General features: G+C 36.4%; 11 protein-coding genes. 6 read left to right on the plus strand and 5 right to left on the minus strand.

The window, feature by feature from the left end:
- Positions 1-11: 11 nt before the first annotated feature.
- The 4 genes from INE92_RS15580 to INE92_RS15595 form a co-directional block, all read right to left on the minus strand.
- The gene (locus INE92_RS15580; protein ID WP_229096924.1) at positions 12-1,010 is read right to left on the minus strand and encodes a FimB/Mfa2 family fimbrial subunit; all 999 of its coding nucleotides are present in this window, start codon (positions 1,008-1,010) and stop codon (positions 12-14) included.
- Positions 1,011-1,116: 106 nt separating this feature from the next.
- Positions 1,117-2,874, minus strand: a complete 1,758-nt coding sequence (locus INE92_RS15585) for an Mfa1 family fimbria major subunit (protein ID WP_121960134.1) — start codon at positions 2,872-2,874, stop codon at positions 1,117-1,119.
- Between the two features lie 42 nt (positions 2,875-2,916).
- Entirely contained in the window at positions 2,917-4,080 is a 1,164-nt protein-coding gene (locus INE92_RS15590; protein ID WP_055236053.1) for a DUF3868 domain-containing protein, read from the minus strand.
- Positions 4,081-4,088: 8 nt separating this feature from the next.
- Positions 4,089-4,682 (minus strand): DUF3575 domain-containing protein, encoded by a 594-nt coding sequence (locus INE92_RS15595; protein ID WP_008026259.1) that lies wholly within the window; start codon positions 4,680-4,682, stop codon positions 4,089-4,091.
- Positions 4,683-4,949: 267 nt separating this feature from the next.
- Here INE92_RS15595 and INE92_RS15600 point away from each other — a divergent pair, with 267 nt between their 5' ends.
- Positions 4,950-5,834, plus strand: a complete 885-nt coding sequence (locus tag INE92_RS15600) for a helix-turn-helix transcriptional regulator (protein WP_008774569.1) — start codon at positions 4,950-4,952, stop codon at positions 5,832-5,834.
- Positions 5,835-6,051: 217 nt separating this feature from the next.
- On the opposite strand, the gene INE92_RS15605 is transcribed toward INE92_RS15600, so the two are convergent.
- Positions 6,052-7,272 (minus strand): site-specific integrase, encoded by a 1,221-nt coding sequence (locus tag INE92_RS15605; protein WP_195436204.1) that lies wholly within the window; start codon positions 7,270-7,272, stop codon positions 6,052-6,054.
- A gap of 563 nt (positions 7,273-7,835) precedes the next feature.
- Between INE92_RS15605 and INE92_RS15610 the strand changes: the two genes are divergently transcribed.
- The 5 genes from INE92_RS15610 (at position 7,836) to INE92_RS15630 (ending at position 18,846) form a co-directional block, all read left to right on the plus strand.
- Positions 7,836-8,321 carry a hypothetical protein gene (locus tag INE92_RS15610; RefSeq protein ID WP_195436202.1) on the plus strand — a complete coding sequence of 162 codons (486 nt, stop codon included), beginning with the start codon at positions 7,836-7,838 and terminating at the stop codon, positions 8,319-8,321.
- A 213-nt stretch (positions 8,322-8,534) separates the two neighbouring features.
- Complete coding sequence (locus INE92_RS15615) at positions 8,535-8,738, plus strand: transcriptional regulator (protein WP_195436199.1); 204 nt, start codon at positions 8,535-8,537, stop codon at positions 8,736-8,738.
- 18 nt (positions 8,739-8,756) lie between these two features.
- Positions 8,757-11,660: a hypothetical protein gene (locus tag INE92_RS15620; protein WP_211421183.1), complete on the plus strand. Its 2,904-nt coding sequence runs from the start codon at positions 8,757-8,759 to the stop codon at positions 11,658-11,660.
- Positions 11,657-17,761 (plus strand): DEAD/DEAH box helicase, encoded by a 6,105-nt coding sequence (locus INE92_RS15625; RefSeq protein ID WP_195436196.1) that lies wholly within the window; start codon positions 11,657-11,659, stop codon positions 17,759-17,761. The genes INE92_RS15620 and INE92_RS15625 overlap by 4 nt, the downstream gene beginning before the upstream one ends.
- A gap of 2 nt (positions 17,762-17,763) precedes the next feature.
- Complete coding sequence (locus tag INE92_RS15630) at positions 17,764-18,846, plus strand: PD-(D/E)XK nuclease family protein (protein WP_195436192.1); 1,083 nt, start codon at positions 17,764-17,766, stop codon at positions 18,844-18,846.
- The last annotated feature ends 9 nt before the right edge of the window (positions 18,847-18,855 follow it).

The raw sequence follows: 18,855 nt of genomic DNA on the forward strand, positions 1-18,855 counted from the left end.
ATTATAAAGTATCACATTTCCGTATCCTGCAATATGATTGTCCACCCTGATACGGTAACAGCCGTTTGCATATAAGTATCCGTGTCACCGTCCAGATCATCTATAAGCGATATTTCTACTTCATACACATCTTGCCGGTCAAGTTCCGACTGGATGCGGGTATATGGATGCATCCGGATAAGTTCGACTAAGTCAGAACGGTAGAGTTCTTTGGCTGTGCCGTCCTGCATCAAACGTTCTATCAGTAGCGTCAATTTTTCCCCTTCCACCAAACGCATCAAAGAAAAAACGCCTGCAAATTGATTCCATGCATCATTATTTACGCCCTGATATGGATAATATGTCAATTCGTTGCCCGAAGCAACTACAGAATTATCAAATTTATAGGTCGCCCCTTTGGGATCAAGTACACGGACACGCACGCCATCCGCACAGCGGTGAATACATGGTATTCCGCTTTTTTCAAACCACTTCACATTCAGATGCAAATGATTCTCATTCTTTATAAGTGAAAGAACTTCAGTGTGTTCCTTCACATCGTTTACTTCTACTTGTTTCATAGCATGAAAAACAGGAGTCAGTCTATGATTCACGCTACGGTCTTCAGCTGCGTTGAGTGATAATAACGCTTGCTCAAGCGTAGTTTGTCCGGCAATAAAGGCCGGTTGTAAAGTCACTTCATCAGTCAAGTTTCCCCATGCCACCAACGTATAGCTACCGGCAGAAAGTTCCGGGTCAATCCGAAATTCTTTCGGGAAAGGCGTCCCTTTACGAGTTATACATTTCAAAAAACATCCGGCTGCATCAAATACATACAAGTCTATTTGCTGTACGTCAATGTTGAAGCGATCGGGACAAGTATTGTCCGTGTGATGAACATATTCGAAAGCCACCTGGAAACTTCCCTGCGGACAATCGGAAAAATCTTCATTAACGCATCCTGTAATAAGCCATAATAGCATTGATATGTATGCCACCATCCTTCTTTTCCGGTAAAATGTACTATGCATGTTAAATTGTTATTGAGAGGGATTTTAGATTCTTTTACCGGGGACAATGCCCCGGCAAAAGAATCCGTTAAAATCTATTTTTAATGAACCGGCAGACTAATAGCAATTACATTCCCAGTTCTGCATCCTGTTCAACTTTCGTCCATGGTTCCACTGTGATATGTGCCTGCATGTACGTTTTCTGGTTGATGGGATCTGTCGGGTCCACGGTAACATCTTCATCATCGGGATAACCGATTGAAGTAATTTTTGAGATATTTACATTGTAAAAACGGTTGCGCATTACCGAATAGAACAGGTTGTTGGCTTCCGTCTTTCCGTCCATATTATCTTCAACATTCACACGATAATAACAAGTACCTCCGGTGTACTGAAAAATACGTATTGTTCCTTCAATACTTTCCTTATAGCCCGGTAGTGCATTCTTGGGATGCGAATATTTCTTGATGGTAACAACTGAATAAATACCTTCAGAAGTAGAGAATGAGCTTCCATAATATACACTTACAGAATTCTCTATATCACCTTCGTCTACAGCACTTCCCTCGTCTACTGCATTTAACCATTTCTGTTTTCCGGCTTTATTCAAATAAGTCTTTAAAATCATGCCCAAGCCATAGTTTGCCAAGTTTCCACTAAAGTCTGCAGGAGCCGTATAAATCTGATTTTCCCATTCCGGGACAATAAAATATGGCGGTACATCTTTTCCTCCTGTAGTATAATCAGTTCCGTCTAATTTATTTTCGATACTAAGATTGCCACCATCATTTTTCACTTCAACAGCATTAATCATCACATTAGCCGCCGGAGCAAATACACCTTTCACCAACACATAAGTAGTATTTCCCCTTACCGGTGTCTGATTGGAGTTCTCCGGCAAATATATAGACTCTATAGCTTCCCCGTCAGCACTTGCTTTCAAATCCAAATTAGGCTCATTCACCTCGTCATAATATTTAGCGAAATCTGCAAATGTAGAGCTAGTATTAGTCATTGTATAGAACGGCGTAAGGAAACCATCAACATGATTATGCAGAAATATATAGCTCTGAACCGGAAGATTACGAACCGTAAAAGTCGGAGTAAGTAATTTGCCTAATGTATTACTTTCACTATCTTTCAATATCAAAGCATCCGCATTTACATAAGTAGCCTGCAACTTAGCAGCAGCACGGGATATGAACACCTCCAAATGATTGTTTTTCTTCATTTCCGCCGAACTATCATACGCCGGTTTCGAACAATCCTCAGCAGAAATCCCGGGATATAATGTGTATTCGGTTGCCTTTAATACATTTGCCATCAGGAAACCATTGGTCGCCGCATTCCCATTACCGGATATTTTATCAAAATTACCGACACGCGATACAGCAACTGCCGTTTCTACACCTTTGGTATGGGCAATACGTCCTGCTTTCGTACAATGTGTCAAAGTAACAGCTTCAAATTGAGCAGTTGTAGTGGTAGACGTAATCCAGTCGTCCTGCATATTAGCTACTACATACACTTTCTTTTTACCGGAAGTTAGTTTCAATACAGCAGTGTGCTCCGTGCCATGTTCATCTACAGTAGCATTATCCGTCTTTGCTTCAAAGCTACCGGACTCATTGAAGATATAAGCCCGCAGATTTTTGATGTTTTTTTCTGTAGTAGTACCTTCATGTGTGTCACCCGTTGCACGTGCTACAACACCATCTTTGCCCAGTTTAAATGTAAACTTCGCCCAAGTAGGCTCTCCCTCTATGACTTCGGTATTACCATTGTCATCGCTTCTTTCTTCACCTAGCTTGTCCTCACTGCTACAAGCAGCAAACGTTATTGTTGCCAGCGCAAATACTCCGATTAGAAAATAATTCTTTCTCATTTTTGTCTTATGATTAAAAAATAAATAATTATATATTGAGATTTATATGGTTCCATTTTTCATCCGGTAATACACCTTGATGTATCCGGCTCGACGCAATTGCGGAAAGAAGTGTTCTTCCAAATAACGATAGGGCACTCCTCTTTTCAAACGTTGCAACTGTCCCTCACGGCCTTTCATTATCGGAACTGAATCAATAATATTCAATACTTCCTTACGGTATTCCATATCAGAGTGTTCCACTTTATAACGTAGTTCTTCCCAGCCCTCATCACCATTCACAAGCGCAAAGCAACTATCCGCCAAAGCAATCCGGTCGGCTATATATTGCTTCAGCGCTTCAGCTCGTTTTCCAGACAATTGTTTATTGAATTCAAAAGCCCCCTCGGGTGAGGAAAGCCCCAATAGCACTACGCGAGCTATCTCTACTTCGGGATCTTCACTAATACGGCGAATTACATCAATGATATGTTCCAGCACTCTCTCATTATCCAGATAATTGCTATCTATCTCTGCCTTTGCAAGCTTGAAATAAACAATCTGTGCTCCTTCCTGCTCGCCCGCCAGAATCCTTTTACCCGCTGAATAGTTATCTATGGGTTCTACAAATTTCTCTGTTTCAGCCAGTACTTCCGTAGCACATTTATGCGGTAACATTTCCGGTATTTCCACCTTATTCTTTATTTCCGGCTTAACAATAGAATATCCATCCGTCCGGCTCCACGTAAACAATTCCACCATATCCAACTCCTTTTTCATACAGCAATTTCCAAGTTGCCGCCGTAACACTAACTTTGCCTGCCATATCCAAAGTTGATTGGCTAACATCGGAGTTGAACATGTTATTGTATTCCATTGCCGATTGGATACTGTATATATTAAGTCTTTCTCTGCTTTTGATGAGTGAAGCACTTTTTGTCTTCGAACTATTTTCTCCCGTATTTTGCCATTTACGCGTATGACAGGGAAAGCAAAAGAGTGATTTCCCTTTATATCTATCAATATAGGTGTAAGCAACAACTCATCATTTGCTTTTGTAATGCCGGGAGCAATCATCAAATGAAATCTCAAACTCACAGAATCACCTTGAGCATTCTTCTCTATAGAAAAATTATTGATCTTGATCGAATCATTATTTTGAGCGGAAACTGACATGACCGTTATACTCATAAAAAAGGAAAGTATTATAATCTGAAAACTATTCATTTGGGATATTATTTAAGTAAATATATGATAGATACAGCGGCACGTGTAGGCCCTAAATAATTACGGTTGTTTACGCTTAAACGCTTACCACATTCCTTACACGGGTATTTACTATAATGCAGGTGTGCATAGCCGATCCCTAATGTCCCTTCTATACTCCAATGTGGTGAAAGAATCCACTGATACCCATAACTGAATCCGAATCCGGCAAGATTTCCCTGTCTTCTAAAGTCACCTAGTCCCCAATATCGAATATTACTGACATTATATTGTCCATAAAACAAATGTCCGCCAAAGAAATGTCCATTGAACCGTTCACAAAGCCAATAGCGAAGCTCTGATTGTATCAACCAATGCTTCATTTTTCTATTGTTGGAACCATAACCATTCTTACCCAAAGGAAAAGGATTGTAGACTCCCCACAAGTCAACAGTCAGTTTGGGAGATATTCCCCATTCCACCCCTATGTTTGGTGTTTGTGACAACCCGCCATAAAGTAAATTCGTTTTTACTGCTATATCTTGTGCTCTAACCGCAAAACATCCTAGCAAAGTAAATAGACCAATAAGTATGCCGGCTTTATTTCTTATACAATCATTCATTTTATACAGTCTTTTCAAACTATTTCTTATGTATCTCTATTCCGTAATAGAGATGCATAATTACACATAAATAATAAACATTTAATTATCAACGAATTATATTACAGAAACTAATAACAGAATGTTTCAATATCATAATATAATGAATCATAACAAACAAAATAAATAATATTATTCTGATATATAATTCATTAAAAAAATAGATACTGAAACAATTGTGAAACAAACAGATAAGTAACAGACTAAACAATCAAAACAGTTATTGCCATGGAAACAAAACATACAAAAAGCGAACTTTTGTACATTGAAGAACATCAGTCATGTCAAAACTACATGACAACGATTGAAACCGGATTCAAATATCTTGAATTCGCCAAGAATGCAGCATTTGAAGAAGATAATACAACTAAAAATTATCTTCTGTTCTTTCTGAAAGGCGATTTCACCATTTGTTGCAACCAGTTTCATAACAAGCTGTTTCATGCCGGAGAAATGATACTCATCCCTCGTTCTTCCCGGCTAAAAGGATTTGCGGAAACCGATTCAAGCCTGCTCTCCATGTTTTTCGATATACCTGCAGAGAACTGTGACAAGCTCATATTACAGTCTTTATCAAATGTATGCAACAACATTAAATATGACTTTTCACCAATTAAAATACGCTATCCACTAACACTATTTCTCGAGGTATTAACTCACTGCATCAAAAACGGAATGAGTTGCGCACACTTACACGGGCTGATGCAACGAGAGTTTTTCTTTCTTTTACGAGGATTTTATGAAAAACAGGAGATTGCAGCATTATTCCACCCCATTATCGGAAAAGAAGTGGATTTTAAAGATTTTGTCATGCACAATCATACCAAAGTAGATAATATAGAGCAGCTTATCTCACTATCGAATATGGGAAGAAGCTGTTTTTTTATCAAATTCAATGAAGTGTTTGGTATGACAGCTAAACAGTGGATGCTGAAACAAAAGAACCAAAGAATATTGGAAAAAATGACGAAACCGGGAGTATGTATAAAAGATATCATTGAAGAATTGGGATTTGATTCGCAAGGTAACTTCAACCGTTACTGCAAACAACATTTCGGATGTACCCCCAAACAACTGATAGAGCAATGTCAGGCAACCAATCAAACGAGTTAGCCATTATTATCTCTATCTGTACAAAATGAATAAATTATTGGACTTTATGATAAATTCAATAATGAAAAATTTCATTTACTTTGCAGCGTGAAATATATTAAGAAACAAAGGTATTTTTAATATGCATCTCTATTACGGAATAGATTACAATATTGCAAAGATAAATAAAAATATGATATATTCTAATTTTCAACAGATTATATTACAAATAATTATTTCATTTGGATAAGTTTGTAACGATGCTATTCACCTGATTGAGCATGAATACATCAAAATCCTTTAAATAGACGCGTGTCATTTCTTCCGAAGTGTGTCCAAGTCCGGCACTAATCACAGAAATCGGAGCTCCATAGTCACGTGCGAGGGTAGCCCAGGTATGGCGTGCAGTATATGTCGTCAACGGTACTTCAATATCAGCTACAACAGCGATTTTCTTCAAATGCCGGTTAATACGGCCCAACGCCAAACGATACTGTTTGTATCCAGAAGCATATTCACCGCTGATTATCGGAAAGAGATACTCATTTTCTGTCTTATATTTATCTATCAAGCCCTGCATCTGCGGAGTCACCACTATACGAATCAACTGTTTCGACTTATGACGGGAATAGGTCAGCACACCATTGCAAATATCGGTTTTCTTCAAAAGGACAATATCGACAAAAGCCATTCCCTGCGCATAAAAGCTGAACAGATACAGATCGCGGGTAAATTCCAGTTCTGGTTCATTCTCCAAATTCAAGTCCGCCAAATTCTGCATATCCGTCCGTGACAAAGCACGTTTTACAGTCTTCGCCGGACGGGTCTGCGCTTTAGCAAACGGATATTCGCCACGGGGATGATAACCGTCCACTACCGCCTGGTTATACAAAGAGCGCAAGTTGCGCAGATAATAACTTACCGTATTGCCGGAAGCACCATTACTATACAGGAAATCCTCATATCTCTTGACGAACCCTAAATCAACCTCCGACATCCGCACATCAGGGCGACCTATAAATTTTGCCAACGACGAACGGGTACTCTTGTAGGCCGCAGCCATTCCCACTTTCTTCAGTTCCTGCTTACGCTCAATCTGCGCATTGATATATCGCAATAAATAAAACTGCGTTTTTCCTGTACCAAAAGCATTTTGAGTCAGAATATCCTCCACTGTAAATTCTTCTCTTGTCCGTTCAAGCTGCCTGATCCGTGTATCAATCTGATTCCGCATCTTCCGTAGCTCGCGGTTCATTTTTACGACCTCTGTAGCCGTAAAAGTAGAGCCTACACCATTCATAATCTTCCCTTCCGACTCGTCAAAGACTTCTTCTTTCATCCGGTAGCCTGTATACAGTAACTTTTTTCTCCGATTGTGGATCACCTGAAATACTAAAGGGTAACTGCCATTATTCAATATCCTGCTCTTGTTCAGCATAAGTTTCACTGATGTTATCATATTTTGCTTTTTTTGTTTGAGACGTAAAAGTACGAAGTTCACCTTACTTATCAGAACTATTTTTCCGCCTGTTACGCAAGAAACAAGAAATGGAATAAAAAGTTTTTCCACTTTAAGAATAGTTATCTGATAAATATAGTTAAAATACACGTTATAGTAATCAGTATATTTTTATTACATATCTCCAATATGCATACGCATAAATTAGATATGTATATCATTTATAATATTTCTTTACATAACACAAAGAATACCGCTATTCTTTCTTTTGAAAAATCAGAATATTAGGCATAGCTTTGCACGATGGATTTTAGGGAGCCGTCCGTTCCTTTAAAAGGAAGAGGTCATTCCTCGGTGTGCAACGGGTCGTTCCTTTTAAAGGAACGGTCCGTTGGTTTTAAAGGAAAAACCGGCATTTGTAACCATTTGAATTTCAATTTCTTACCGAATTAGAATTCCGTCCCCGTAACCCATGGGATTTTTTCCAACAAACACGACGGAATCTGCCGCACGAAGCGGCAATCAGTATACAACAAATTTCAACAATTCAAAATTCAAATCCCATGGTTACAGTCACGTTTGCCATCAAGCCATATCTGGCGAGGTATATGTATGTCCGGTACGGACAAAGTTTAGAACTTCTATCACATAACAATCCACCGTCAAGGCTCCCCATTCCAATCCACCTCTCCCACCTCACTCCCATTTATCACTTCTTACATCAATTATCCGTTCCTCATCCGCAAGGCGTCTCCTGGAAAAAGACAGGAAATATCACTTTTGTTCTTCCCAGCCCAAGGCTGGGCAAGAATCCGGAAGTTTATAATTATTTCGGCCAGGACAGTATCTTTATTATCGAAAAGGAAATTGAGGTGGAAATGAAAGCGGAGCTTTATTCATTCCTGTTGGAGAATAAGTTCAAAAATGGGGTGATGTATATAAAGTCGATGCATGAGTTTGTGGTAAAGTATGATATGGCAGAGTCGGTGGAAGAGGAAAGTTTGATGAGAGGGTTTCAAAGGTGGAGGAAGAAAATGAAAAAAAATTAAAATAGTTGATTCTCTGCTGCGACCTTAAGTGATAAATCATTATTTATGGAATTGAAAAAGAGGAATAAAAACAATCAAAATATCAATTTTGCAAGCCTAACAGTTTTGCTCATTTATTTTAATTGCTTAAAATGTTAATAACTAAAAACCGATTTATACTAAACATTTCAACACAAATCATTACATTTGTAAAATACATCAAATATTTAACCGATGAAACGAATAAATGAGATAAAAGTCGTGCTTGCAAAACTGTATAAAACCGGGAAATTGTTGGTAGAAACATCACGAAAGAGTGAAATAACAGTATCCTATTGGTACACCAATAAGCCACAGCTTTCAGTTAAAAAGCTGACAAAAACAACTAGTGCATTGAAGGAGAATGTAAAAGCCATATCTGTTTCAATAATAAAATAACATTTTATATATTAAGGTATGAGGTATTTCGATTGGAACATTGTTATTGGCAACTACTTTTTTAATTATGAAAAAGGAGGAAAAGATGTGCATCTGTTTATTTCACCACTAGAAATTGGGGAAATAGGTATAAATCAACTTGGATTTACTTCTAAAGAAGAAGCCATAGCAGATTATTACCTTGCATTATCGAATGGTTATGCAGGATTCACAAGATCGAGGTCAATTATAAAACGGGTTGAAATACTATTTACCTTGTGGAATGATAGGAAAACTGGAATATTCAAATGGAACAAAATAGACTTGCAAATAGAGGGAACTTATATTACAGACCAAGCGACCCAAATTACTTATCCTTTTTATTTAGCAATGCTTACAGCTTTCATTATACCATTGACTGGCAATAATGAAGATTATAGAGCGAATGCTTATTATCCAAGATTAAACAATTTTTTAAAAGAAAATGGCTTAAATAACAGACATATTGGAGCCACAGACTTCGGAATCATTGACAAATTGTGGGATGACCTATCGGAATGGTCTACATCTACTTATAAGACAGATATAGGTATCTTCAATGTTGGGCATTTTGGGAACCGAAATTGGATACATGTAGGAAAAGTATTCGCACAATGCATCCTGACACCCTCTGACATCAAAAACCTTCCAAAACTATTTTCATTAGCGGGATTTATGCCCAACACACATATTCCTGTAGGGAGTATAAAAAACGCTCTACTGAAAAATGGCACGGATATAGGATTGTCGAGAAATACCCTTAAAATATTAAAAGAAGGAGATAGCGACCTGCAAAATGTAATTATCAACATTGTAAAAGAAGAGCATTATAAATGGAAAGGGAATATTGAGCGGAAACAAGGAGAAAAACTGGAAGAAAAGGAAGCATGGGTATACGCCCGCTTGTTTTCTGCATTTACAATCGATAAAGTAAATGAAGAACTTAATCATTGCTATTTCATTTATTCAACTAATGACTTTCCAGATAATCTGAATTATAATAATTCCTCTGTAACATCATTGGCTAATGGTTTTTCTCGTCCAATCCAAATGGAGTTTAACCCTTTTTTGATCTTACAAGATAAATATAACAAGTGGAAAAGTGCACCAGTTTTAGATGATATTATTTTATACCGTAATAATGTAAATGGAATATCCAATGATTATTGGATACAAACAGATAAGCTATACCCAACATCTAAAATGTATCTGCTTTGCAATAATGCAAAGAAAGAATCAATAGAAAATTGGGGCAAGTCTTCTTTTTCTGATGGGAATTTTAAAGAAGTAGATTTAGATGGAGTACCAGAAGGGTATACCTTGTATAGTATTTCAAAACCACAACAAGATCATCCAAGCGAACAAATGCTACAATTACAAACTCATTTAGAAATTCAGTTTATAGGTGGACTTAAAGTCAAAAACAGGGCTTTTCTCAATTACAATTTACCAAAGGTAAGAATTGAAGGTATTGAGGAAACCGCCAAAGTATACGCTTTACTTAGTCAATCAAACATTAAAATATACTTGGATAAAATTCTCTCTTTTGGAGAAGAATGGATATTTCCCGAAAACTTTCCGTGTGATGAAGATTTTGTGATAAAAGTTGACGGAACTGATGCATTGGAAACCTATCCACACCAGATTGTATCATGTAATGTGGAAGTAAATTGTATTGTAGATAATAGCCATCCTACCCGGAACTGTTATGATGAAATTATACAAAATTCAAATGGAAATTATGCTATAGGTAATAATGTTCAAATATCCAACTTTTCTCAACAAGCTGGTGACTTGCCAGATTTTTGGGGATATCAACAATGTTCCCAACCCTATTCCCAAAGTCCATTTGATTATAAGCATCGCAAAGGAAACATTCTTTTATACTATCTTTCATTTGTAGAGAGATGCAATCCCCAAACCTTTGGAACTTCTTTTGATGCTATTTTTAGTTCCGAAAATATGTTTGACACCTTAAACAAGTCTAACTTAAGAACTGTAAAGAAATACGCCCTACTTTATTTAGATTACTTAGGATATGTTGATTTTGACCAGTCCCAACAGCTAATCATAGTCAACAAACCCCAATTAATGCTCATTCCTGACAAAAAAGAAATAAAAGCTTATTTAACTGGGGCACGGACAGAAGAATTTGTAAAGAAATTATTTGAATATGCAAAACATGAATCAATAAATGTCAAAATAATCAAGCAAGATAATTTCTTTGAAAGCTATCTTATTCCTGATACAATAATTCTTGTCCCACAAAATTGTCCCAACACCACAACAGGACTAAAAGCATTAGAGAAACTTGCATTACAGTTTGATATTTGTTTCAAATTCATCAACAAACCATACCGACAACCCCAAATAGTCCAATGGGGATTACGAAGTTTTTCTGCCGATTTAAACAGTTATCGTAACAATATGTACGAGAAAAGACAAACTGAAGGCACTGATTATCCTTACAAACGGGATGTATTTGATATGGATATGTTGAAATTTACCCCTTCAGCAGAAGGTGAATTATTAGATAAGGAACTATCCTTAGTACAATATAACATACACTATGAATGGTTATATAGGTTCTGGTATAACTCGACATGTTATGATGTGGATAAAAATTGGGGGCAGTTTCTATTACTTTCTAGCCGAAAAAAGAACATTATTTATTACGACGAAGAAAGTAGGATATTAGGAGCACCTGCGCACGTCCAATTAGCAAAGTTTATTGCAAAATCGCTTATTTTATTAAGTGGAAAAATACCTTCTTTCCAAAAAATTTCTATAAATGGTAATTACATTTCATATCAGTTATACCAAAACGTTCCCAAAACATTTGCAGACAATTTATTTAAAAAATTAGAACAATCAGTACAATTATATAAATTCAGAGTAATATGAGAAATCCGATCCAATCATTCGATACAATTAAGAATAATTTTATCCGGTATATAGAAACTGCGTTTAGAACCCGTTTCGATAAATTGGAAGAAGAAAGGCGTCAGTTATTAGATACCGACAAAGTGCTTTATCGCGAGCCTTGGATGGAACCACTTCCAGATTATTTATCCAGCGGTAAAAAGATTGACGACCTTACTCCTAAAGATGTTGGAGGAAGTATGACCTCTTCCCAATTAGGCATATTTAAAGGGCTTGTAAAATGTGGATTATTTCCGGCAAATATTCCTCTCTATGACCATCAAGCACGCATGCTAAACAAAGCAATGGAAGGAAAACACTGCATTATAACTTCTGGAACTGGTTCCGGTAAGACTGAATCATTTTTACTACCTCTTTTTGCCCAATTATCTAAAGAAATGGAATCATGGAGTATACCTACTATAAAAGAAGATTTATGCGACAAATGGTGGAATGAAGATTTACAGCTCACTGATATTGTTAACAATTCAACTTTTGAGTTGAAAAAAACATGTCAGCAACGTTCGCACAACAGGCGTCCAACAGGAGTACGTGCTTTAATTCTCTATCCGATGAATGCATTGGTAGAAGACCAATTGACACGACTGCGCAAAGCGTTGGATTCAGATGATGCACGAAAATGGTTCAAAAATAATATACACGACAATTGTATCTATTTTGGACGATACAATAGCATGACACCTGTATCTGGTGAATTGAAGAAAAAAGAAAATGGAGTAGATGTCATTAACCGCTATAAAGTAGAGACATTAAAAAAGGAACTTAAAGCAATTGAGACCGATGCCAATAGGGTTGATGAATATATTACAGAAAAACTCCAATCGGGAGAAATGTCTGAATCTGACGCAAAAGATTTGATATCATTCTTTCCTCGAATTGATGGTGCAGAAATGCGTACGCGCTTTGATATTCAAGTAGCCCCACCAGACATTCTTATAACAAACTATTCGATGTTAAGCATTATGCTTATGCGAGATATTGATAGTGAAATTTTTGATAAAACTAGAGAGTGGTTGGAATGTAAAGATGTTTATTCCCAAAACCTAAATAGCGAAGAAAAAGAGCAGGAAAAGAAAAATCGTGTTTTCCACTTAATTGTAGACGAATTACATTTATATCGAGGAACACAAGGCACTGAAGTAGCATATCTACTAAAATTAGTATTAAATAGATTAGGATTACATCCAGGACATCCTCAATTACGGATTTTAGCATCCAGTGCTTCATTAGTAGCCGATGAGAGTGAAGAAGGACAAAAGAGTTTAGCATTCATTCAAGATTTCTTTGGGGTTGCTGATGCAAAGAATGACTTTGTAATTGTAGATGGTAAAAATACTCCTGTCAATATTTTGCCAGAAGACACTCACTTTTTACCAACAAATCCATTTATATGGATTTATGATGCATATTATGATACCAGAAAAAATATCGACAGTCCTGCTTTTCAGGAAACATGTAGAATAGCTGCACGTGAACTTGCCCAATTTGTGAATGCTGAAATTCCATCTGACGCTCAACCAATAGAGTTACTCCTCCGAACATTACTACATCCCAAACTATTATTACGTGAACGTTTATACCAGGCTTGCAGGATAGATGGAAAAGAACGGGCAGTCTGCTCATTAAGAGCAAATGGGAATCATGAAGATACTTATATTTTATCAGAATTTATCTTTGGCGAGATTGACACCCCCCGGAAAGCATTAGGAGGATTATTAATAGCAAGGTCTTTGTTTGATGAATCAAGATGGTGTAATCTTGAATCTGAATTAGGAGACAGGAAGCTTCCTCGTTTCCGTTTCCATTACTTTTTACGGAATATAGAAGGCTTATGGGCATCTGTCAAGCCGAAGGATGTAGAAGACAAATTCAAGGATGATGAAAGGACTGCAGGTCGGCTTTCTTCTACGCCAAGTATCAAAAGTCCAGGTGGTTACCGTGTTTTAGAATTGCTATATTGCGACAATTGCGGAACCACACTTTTTGGCGGAAGCCGTTTGAAAGTAGACAATGAAACAGTAGAACTACTCCCATTGAGTCCCAATATCGAAGGAATTCCCGAAAAGACGCCTCACAAATTATTAGAACGTCGAACATATCAGGAATACGCTATCTTTTGGCCACAAGGGAAACAGGAATTTGTACCACATGAACGGCCCAATGGATATTGGCGTCAAACTACTGTTGAGGGAGCCGATCAAGGGAAATATAGTGCATCGTGGGTTGAAGCGTCTTTGAACATTTATTCAGGAGATATTAAAGAAGGGGTTCTGAATGCAGAAAAAGAACCTGATAATTGGATAAAAGGACTTTATTTTAAAATAGTGAGTGATAATAATAATTTAGATATTGCATTTTTAACAGATGCACATGGACAAACTATTAACACCCATAAGGCAACCCCATGTGTTTGCCCTGCATGTGGCGTAGACCATCATTATGGAGAAAATAAAATCAGTTCCATAAGAGGATTCCGAACAGGTTTTGCCAAAACATCACAAATGTTTGCTAAAGAATTGATGTACCAATTACCTGATAAAGAAAAAGAAAGAAAATTAGTAGTATTTTCAGATAGCAGGGAAGATGCAGCCCAAGTAGCAAACGGAATTGAAAGAAATCATTTCACTGATGTTTTAAGGGAACTTCTTATAAAAGAGCTCAATATAAGACTCATTTTAAGAAATGATATTTTACATGCTTTTGAAAACCATAATGAATCTGCGATAAACGAATTCCGTAATACGAATAACTCTGCAACTAAAGAAGTATTCGATGATATTGAAGAAATATTTACAGATAGCAAATATGAAGGAAGGAACCAAAATATGCTATCCCGGAAGTCTAAAGCCCAGAAAAAAATTGCAGAAATAAAAAAAAGAGTTATAAAAGTATATGATTTAGTTGATGAGGTAAATTCAACGCAGCTTGCGCCATTAGTCCGCCAAATAGTTTCTTTAGGGATGAACCCGGGTGGTAATGACATAAAGTTACAGAAAACTCTCAGGACTGATGGTGTTACTGACTATTGGTATAATGTGATATCGTTTGATAACCCACCAGAATGGCTCAAAACCGGAGATAAATTCATCGAAGATATAAAAGAAGGAACATTCTCAAAATTAGCAAATATGTTTTTTGCAAGCCTCTTCTATTCCTTCGAGGGGGCAGGGCTTGGTTTTGTAACTATTAATCCGCCTATAGAAAGGCTAGATTACTATGCTGGGAAAACGGGACTTCCTTCTAATATTTTTAAAAATATAGTAGATGGGGTAATAAGGATATTAGGAGATAAATATAAACATGACTACTCTATGTATCCATTAAATCAAGTTATTACTGATTATACTTATTTTCCTGCACCTGTTCGGAATTACATAAAAGCCGTCGCCAACAAAAACTCTATACCAGACAACCTTTTAGGAGACAGTATTTATAAAATTCTAAATGAAGTTGGAGCGTTAAAAGCAAATAAAGGATTATTAATAAAAGAATTATATTTGAAAGTTGCGTTGCCTACCGACCCTGTCTGGATAAGCAAGAATGGCAGCCGACCACATTTACATCCAGCCGGAGGTATTTGCACCTATTCTCGGACAAATTTAAATATAAGCCATGACACAATATGTGAAGAAATTTGGAAGAAGAATTATTTGGCTTACACAGCAGCTTATGAACAACGAGATCCAATCAGGTTGCATTGTGAAGAATTAACAGGGCAAACAGATGATCAATTTGAACGCCAACGACATTTCAGAAATATCATATTGAAAAACGAAGGAAATCCAAAAGTAAAACAAATAGATTTGTTAAGTGTAACAACAACCTTGGAAGTTGGTGTTGATATTGGTTCTTTACAAGCGGTTATGCTTGCCAACATGCCACCCCAAAGATTCAATTATCAACAACGGGTTGGACGAGCAGGACGACGTGGGCAAGCGTATTCGGTAATTCTTACATTTTGCCGTGGACGCAGTCATGACGAATTTTATTTTGCCAATCCACAACGGATAACAGGGGACAATCCTCCTACACCTTTCCTAACTATGAAACAAGAAAGGATATACAAACGGCTTTTATCCAAAGAGATTTTGCGACAAGCATACAAGACTATTCGTGTAAATGAATTCAACAATGAAGAGAAATCGAGTATACATGGGGAATTCGGTAAAACAAATAATTGGAATATATATAGGCAAGGTGTGGTTAGTTGGATAGATTCAAATCATGAAGAAATCCAAAAAATTGTGTCTTGTTTGCTTAGTGATGGTTTAAAAGAAAAACAACAGAATTTTATTGATTGGATAATCAATCATGATAGATTCATAATGCGGCTGGATGAAATAATTAATAATCCTGAAATTCCTACAGATGACATATCCCAAAAATTTGCTGAAGGCGGAATTCTTCCAATGTTTGGCATGCCTACAGGAGTGAAGTATCTTTATCATGGTATCGGACACAATAATTCCATTTCTGCGATTGATAGACCTGAAGCTATGGCCATTTATGAGTTTTCTCCAGGAATGCAAAAAACCAAAGATAAAGCTATATACCAATCTATTGGGTTCACAAGTGAATTTATAAGAAAGGCGGAACATAGAAATAGTGAAACAGTTACAAATTCAAATCATAATGATGATAAGAATCCCTTCTATCTAAGTAGATGGATGTCCAGATGTAAAAAATGTGGATATAATCAAACATTTTCAATGGAAGAAAAGCCCACAGATTCGGCATGTCCAAATTGTGGTAATACAGATAAGTCAACATTCAGTCAATTCTTAATAAAATCGCCACGTGCATATCGAACTAATCTATTAGAAGGCCTCGATACACGTGACGAAGCAGAGATGGTCACAAATAGGCCACCAATATATGCAGACCAATCAACTACAGATGACCGGAATGTTGAAGATAAACTATACGGCAACGTAAAGCTTACAATTTCAGATAAAGATGTTACATGGCGTGTAAATACAAATGGAGACAGGCTTTATAAGGGTAAATATTATCATGTAAGAAATTATAATCCATTATTAGGAAAACGTTTCGACTTTGACAAACAATGGATTATGGATGGATTGGAAACGCCTGTAAACCCATCCAATGATTTTTCATATGTTACAAATAGCCCTCAACCTGAACAACCCTTAGCATTAGCTATTTACAAAAAAACAGAAATGTTCAAAGTATCTCCAACAAGCGTTCCACGGGAGCTGAATTTGGATATGTTTAGCTTTACACGACAGTCACTTGGAGTACGTTCCGGATTTTATTCTGCTGCGTTTTTATTACAACGGGTATTAGCAGACCGATTAGACGTTGACCCTACAGAAATAGAAATTGCCGACATAACAAAATGTACTATAAACGAAGACGGAATAGTAAAAAATATCGCAGAAATCATTTTAACCGATGAATTAGCTAATGGTTCTGGCTTTGTAAGAAGCCTATATGAAGACTTTAGTAATATTTTACAAGAAACACTTCAACCTACAAATGCAGATAGTTATTTAGGTAAAATACACAGCCTCACCCATCAAGAGAAATGTGCTGACGCTTGCTATGATTGTTTAAAAATATTCAGGAACATGAATTGGCACAGTTTGCTTGACTGGCGCTTGGGATTAAGTATGATACGATTATTCAATGATCCCAATTACAAAGCTGGGGCAGATGGTAACTTCTCCCAATATGTAGAATTGAAAGATTGGCTACAATTTGCTGAAAAACTTCGCGATTCATTTATTGAAAGTTTCTCAAGCTTTGGGAAAACACCAGAAGAACGAGAAGAATACAAATGTAATTTCAACGGACTACCAGCCATAAAATATGGAAATAGAAAACGAAAGCAAAAAGTCATTTTAATAATTCATCCTTTTTGGAATATTGATGATTTAGCAGAAGACGCGTGGTATACCCAGTGTTTTGCAGAAGCTCAAAGTTATGTCGCTACACAAGGAGGCGACCCCAATTATCCGAATTCTGATGATATCAAAACCCTAGATACATTTAACCTGCATCGTAGGATAGGTTGGTGTTACGAAAAAATAATAAAATAATTATGTGTCTATCACCAAGTAAAATAAAATATAAGCAATTAACACGTATTGCGCCCAGCCATTTTTATGCAATGGTACAGTGTCCTTATAAAGTGGTATTAGCGGAAGCTTTTGATTGGCGTCCGCTAATACCATTGTCACCCAATACTTATATTGGATCTGTGTTTCATAAACTGATGGAAAAAATAATAAAAGGAAAAATCTCAGAAGAAAACTTTAATGAGGCATGGGAAAGCGAAATTAAATCAAAAGAAAATGAGTTACGTCATGAAGGAATCACCTTCTGTCTTCCTTTGAAAAAACACATCCAAAATATCGGTTTAAAGAAAATCCTTATAAAAAATCAATTAAAAAATAGCCCAAACACTTCTATAAGTAAAAATAAACATATAGAAATACTTTCAGAGAAATGGTTACAAAATGAAAATGGGACAATTGGTGGAATGGCTGATTTAATAACTAAGTCGGTGAATTCAACAAGTATTTGGGACTTCAAAACAGGAAAATTGACTTATAATATAGTCGATGAAAGTGGAGAAATAATTTCTTTGGTAAAAGATGATTATGAATACCAGTTGAAATTATATGCTCAATTATACTTCATCAATTATAAAGTCTATCCTGACTATCTATGTCTTATTGACATGAATAAAAAATCGATAAAAATCGATTTTACCTATGAGGAGTGCCAATCCTTATACAAGCAAGCACAAAATCTTCTTTTAGAAGTAAATTCCAACATTCAAAAAAGCCAATTTTCTATATTAGCCAATTGTTCTATATCAAATTGCAGATATTGTTTGTATAGGCCAGCATGTAGTTTTTACCATTCATGGTTGCAAACAAATTCACAAACAAACGATGTTATTGGGAGATTGATAAATACTAAACATTTCTTTAATGGTAATGTAAATATAACACTAGAAGTTAATGAAAGACCAATTAGTATAGTAGAAATTGCACCATCGTTTGCTATAGAAAAATACAAAATTGGTGACTACCTCGGATTTTATGGATTAAAACATAAAGATGAGAACACATATTCTATGAATAAATACTCTTGCGTATATGATATGATTCAATAGTTATTAAAT

It is taken from the genome of Bacteroides xylanisolvens, assembly GCF_018289135.1.
GTDB classification, from domain to species: domain Bacteria; phylum Bacteroidota; class Bacteroidia; order Bacteroidales; family Bacteroidaceae; genus Bacteroides; species Bacteroides xylanisolvens.

Bases quoted from the DNA above. Each gene is read 5' to 3' on its own strand.
- INE92_RS15610 (WP_195436202.1), top strand. From the start codon at position 7,836: ATGGTTACAGTCACGTTTGCCATCAAGCCATATCTGGCGAGGTATATG.
- INE92_RS15590 (WP_055236053.1), bottom strand. From the start codon at position 4,080: ATGAATAGTTTTCAGATTATAATACTTTCCTTTTTTATGAGTATAACG.
- INE92_RS15595 (WP_008026259.1), bottom strand. From the start codon at position 4,682: ATGAATGATTGTATAAGAAATAAAGCCGGCATACTTATTGGTCTATTT.
- INE92_RS15630 (WP_195436192.1), top strand. From the start codon at position 17,764: ATGTGTCTATCACCAAGTAAAATAAAATATAAGCAATTAACACGTATT.
- INE92_RS15580 (WP_229096924.1), bottom strand. From the start codon at position 1,010: ATGCATAGTACATTTTACCGGAAAAGAAGGATGGTGGCATACATATCA.
- INE92_RS15625 (WP_195436196.1), top strand. From the start codon at position 11,657: ATGAGAAATCCGATCCAATCATTCGATACAATTAAGAATAATTTTATC.
- INE92_RS15615 (WP_195436199.1), top strand. From the start codon at position 8,535: ATGAAACGAATAAATGAGATAAAAGTCGTGCTTGCAAAACTGTATAAA.
- INE92_RS15600 (WP_008774569.1), top strand. From the start codon at position 4,950: ATGGAAACAAAACATACAAAAAGCGAACTTTTGTACATTGAAGAACAT.
- INE92_RS15620 (WP_211421183.1), top strand. From the start codon at position 8,757: ATGAGGTATTTCGATTGGAACATTGTTATTGGCAACTACTTTTTTAAT.
- INE92_RS15585 (WP_121960134.1), bottom strand. From the start codon at position 2,874: ATGAGAAAGAATTATTTTCTAATCGGAGTATTTGCGCTGGCAACAATA.
- INE92_RS15605 (WP_195436204.1), bottom strand. From the start codon at position 7,272: ATGATAACATCAGTGAAACTTATGCTGAACAAGAGCAGGATATTGAAT.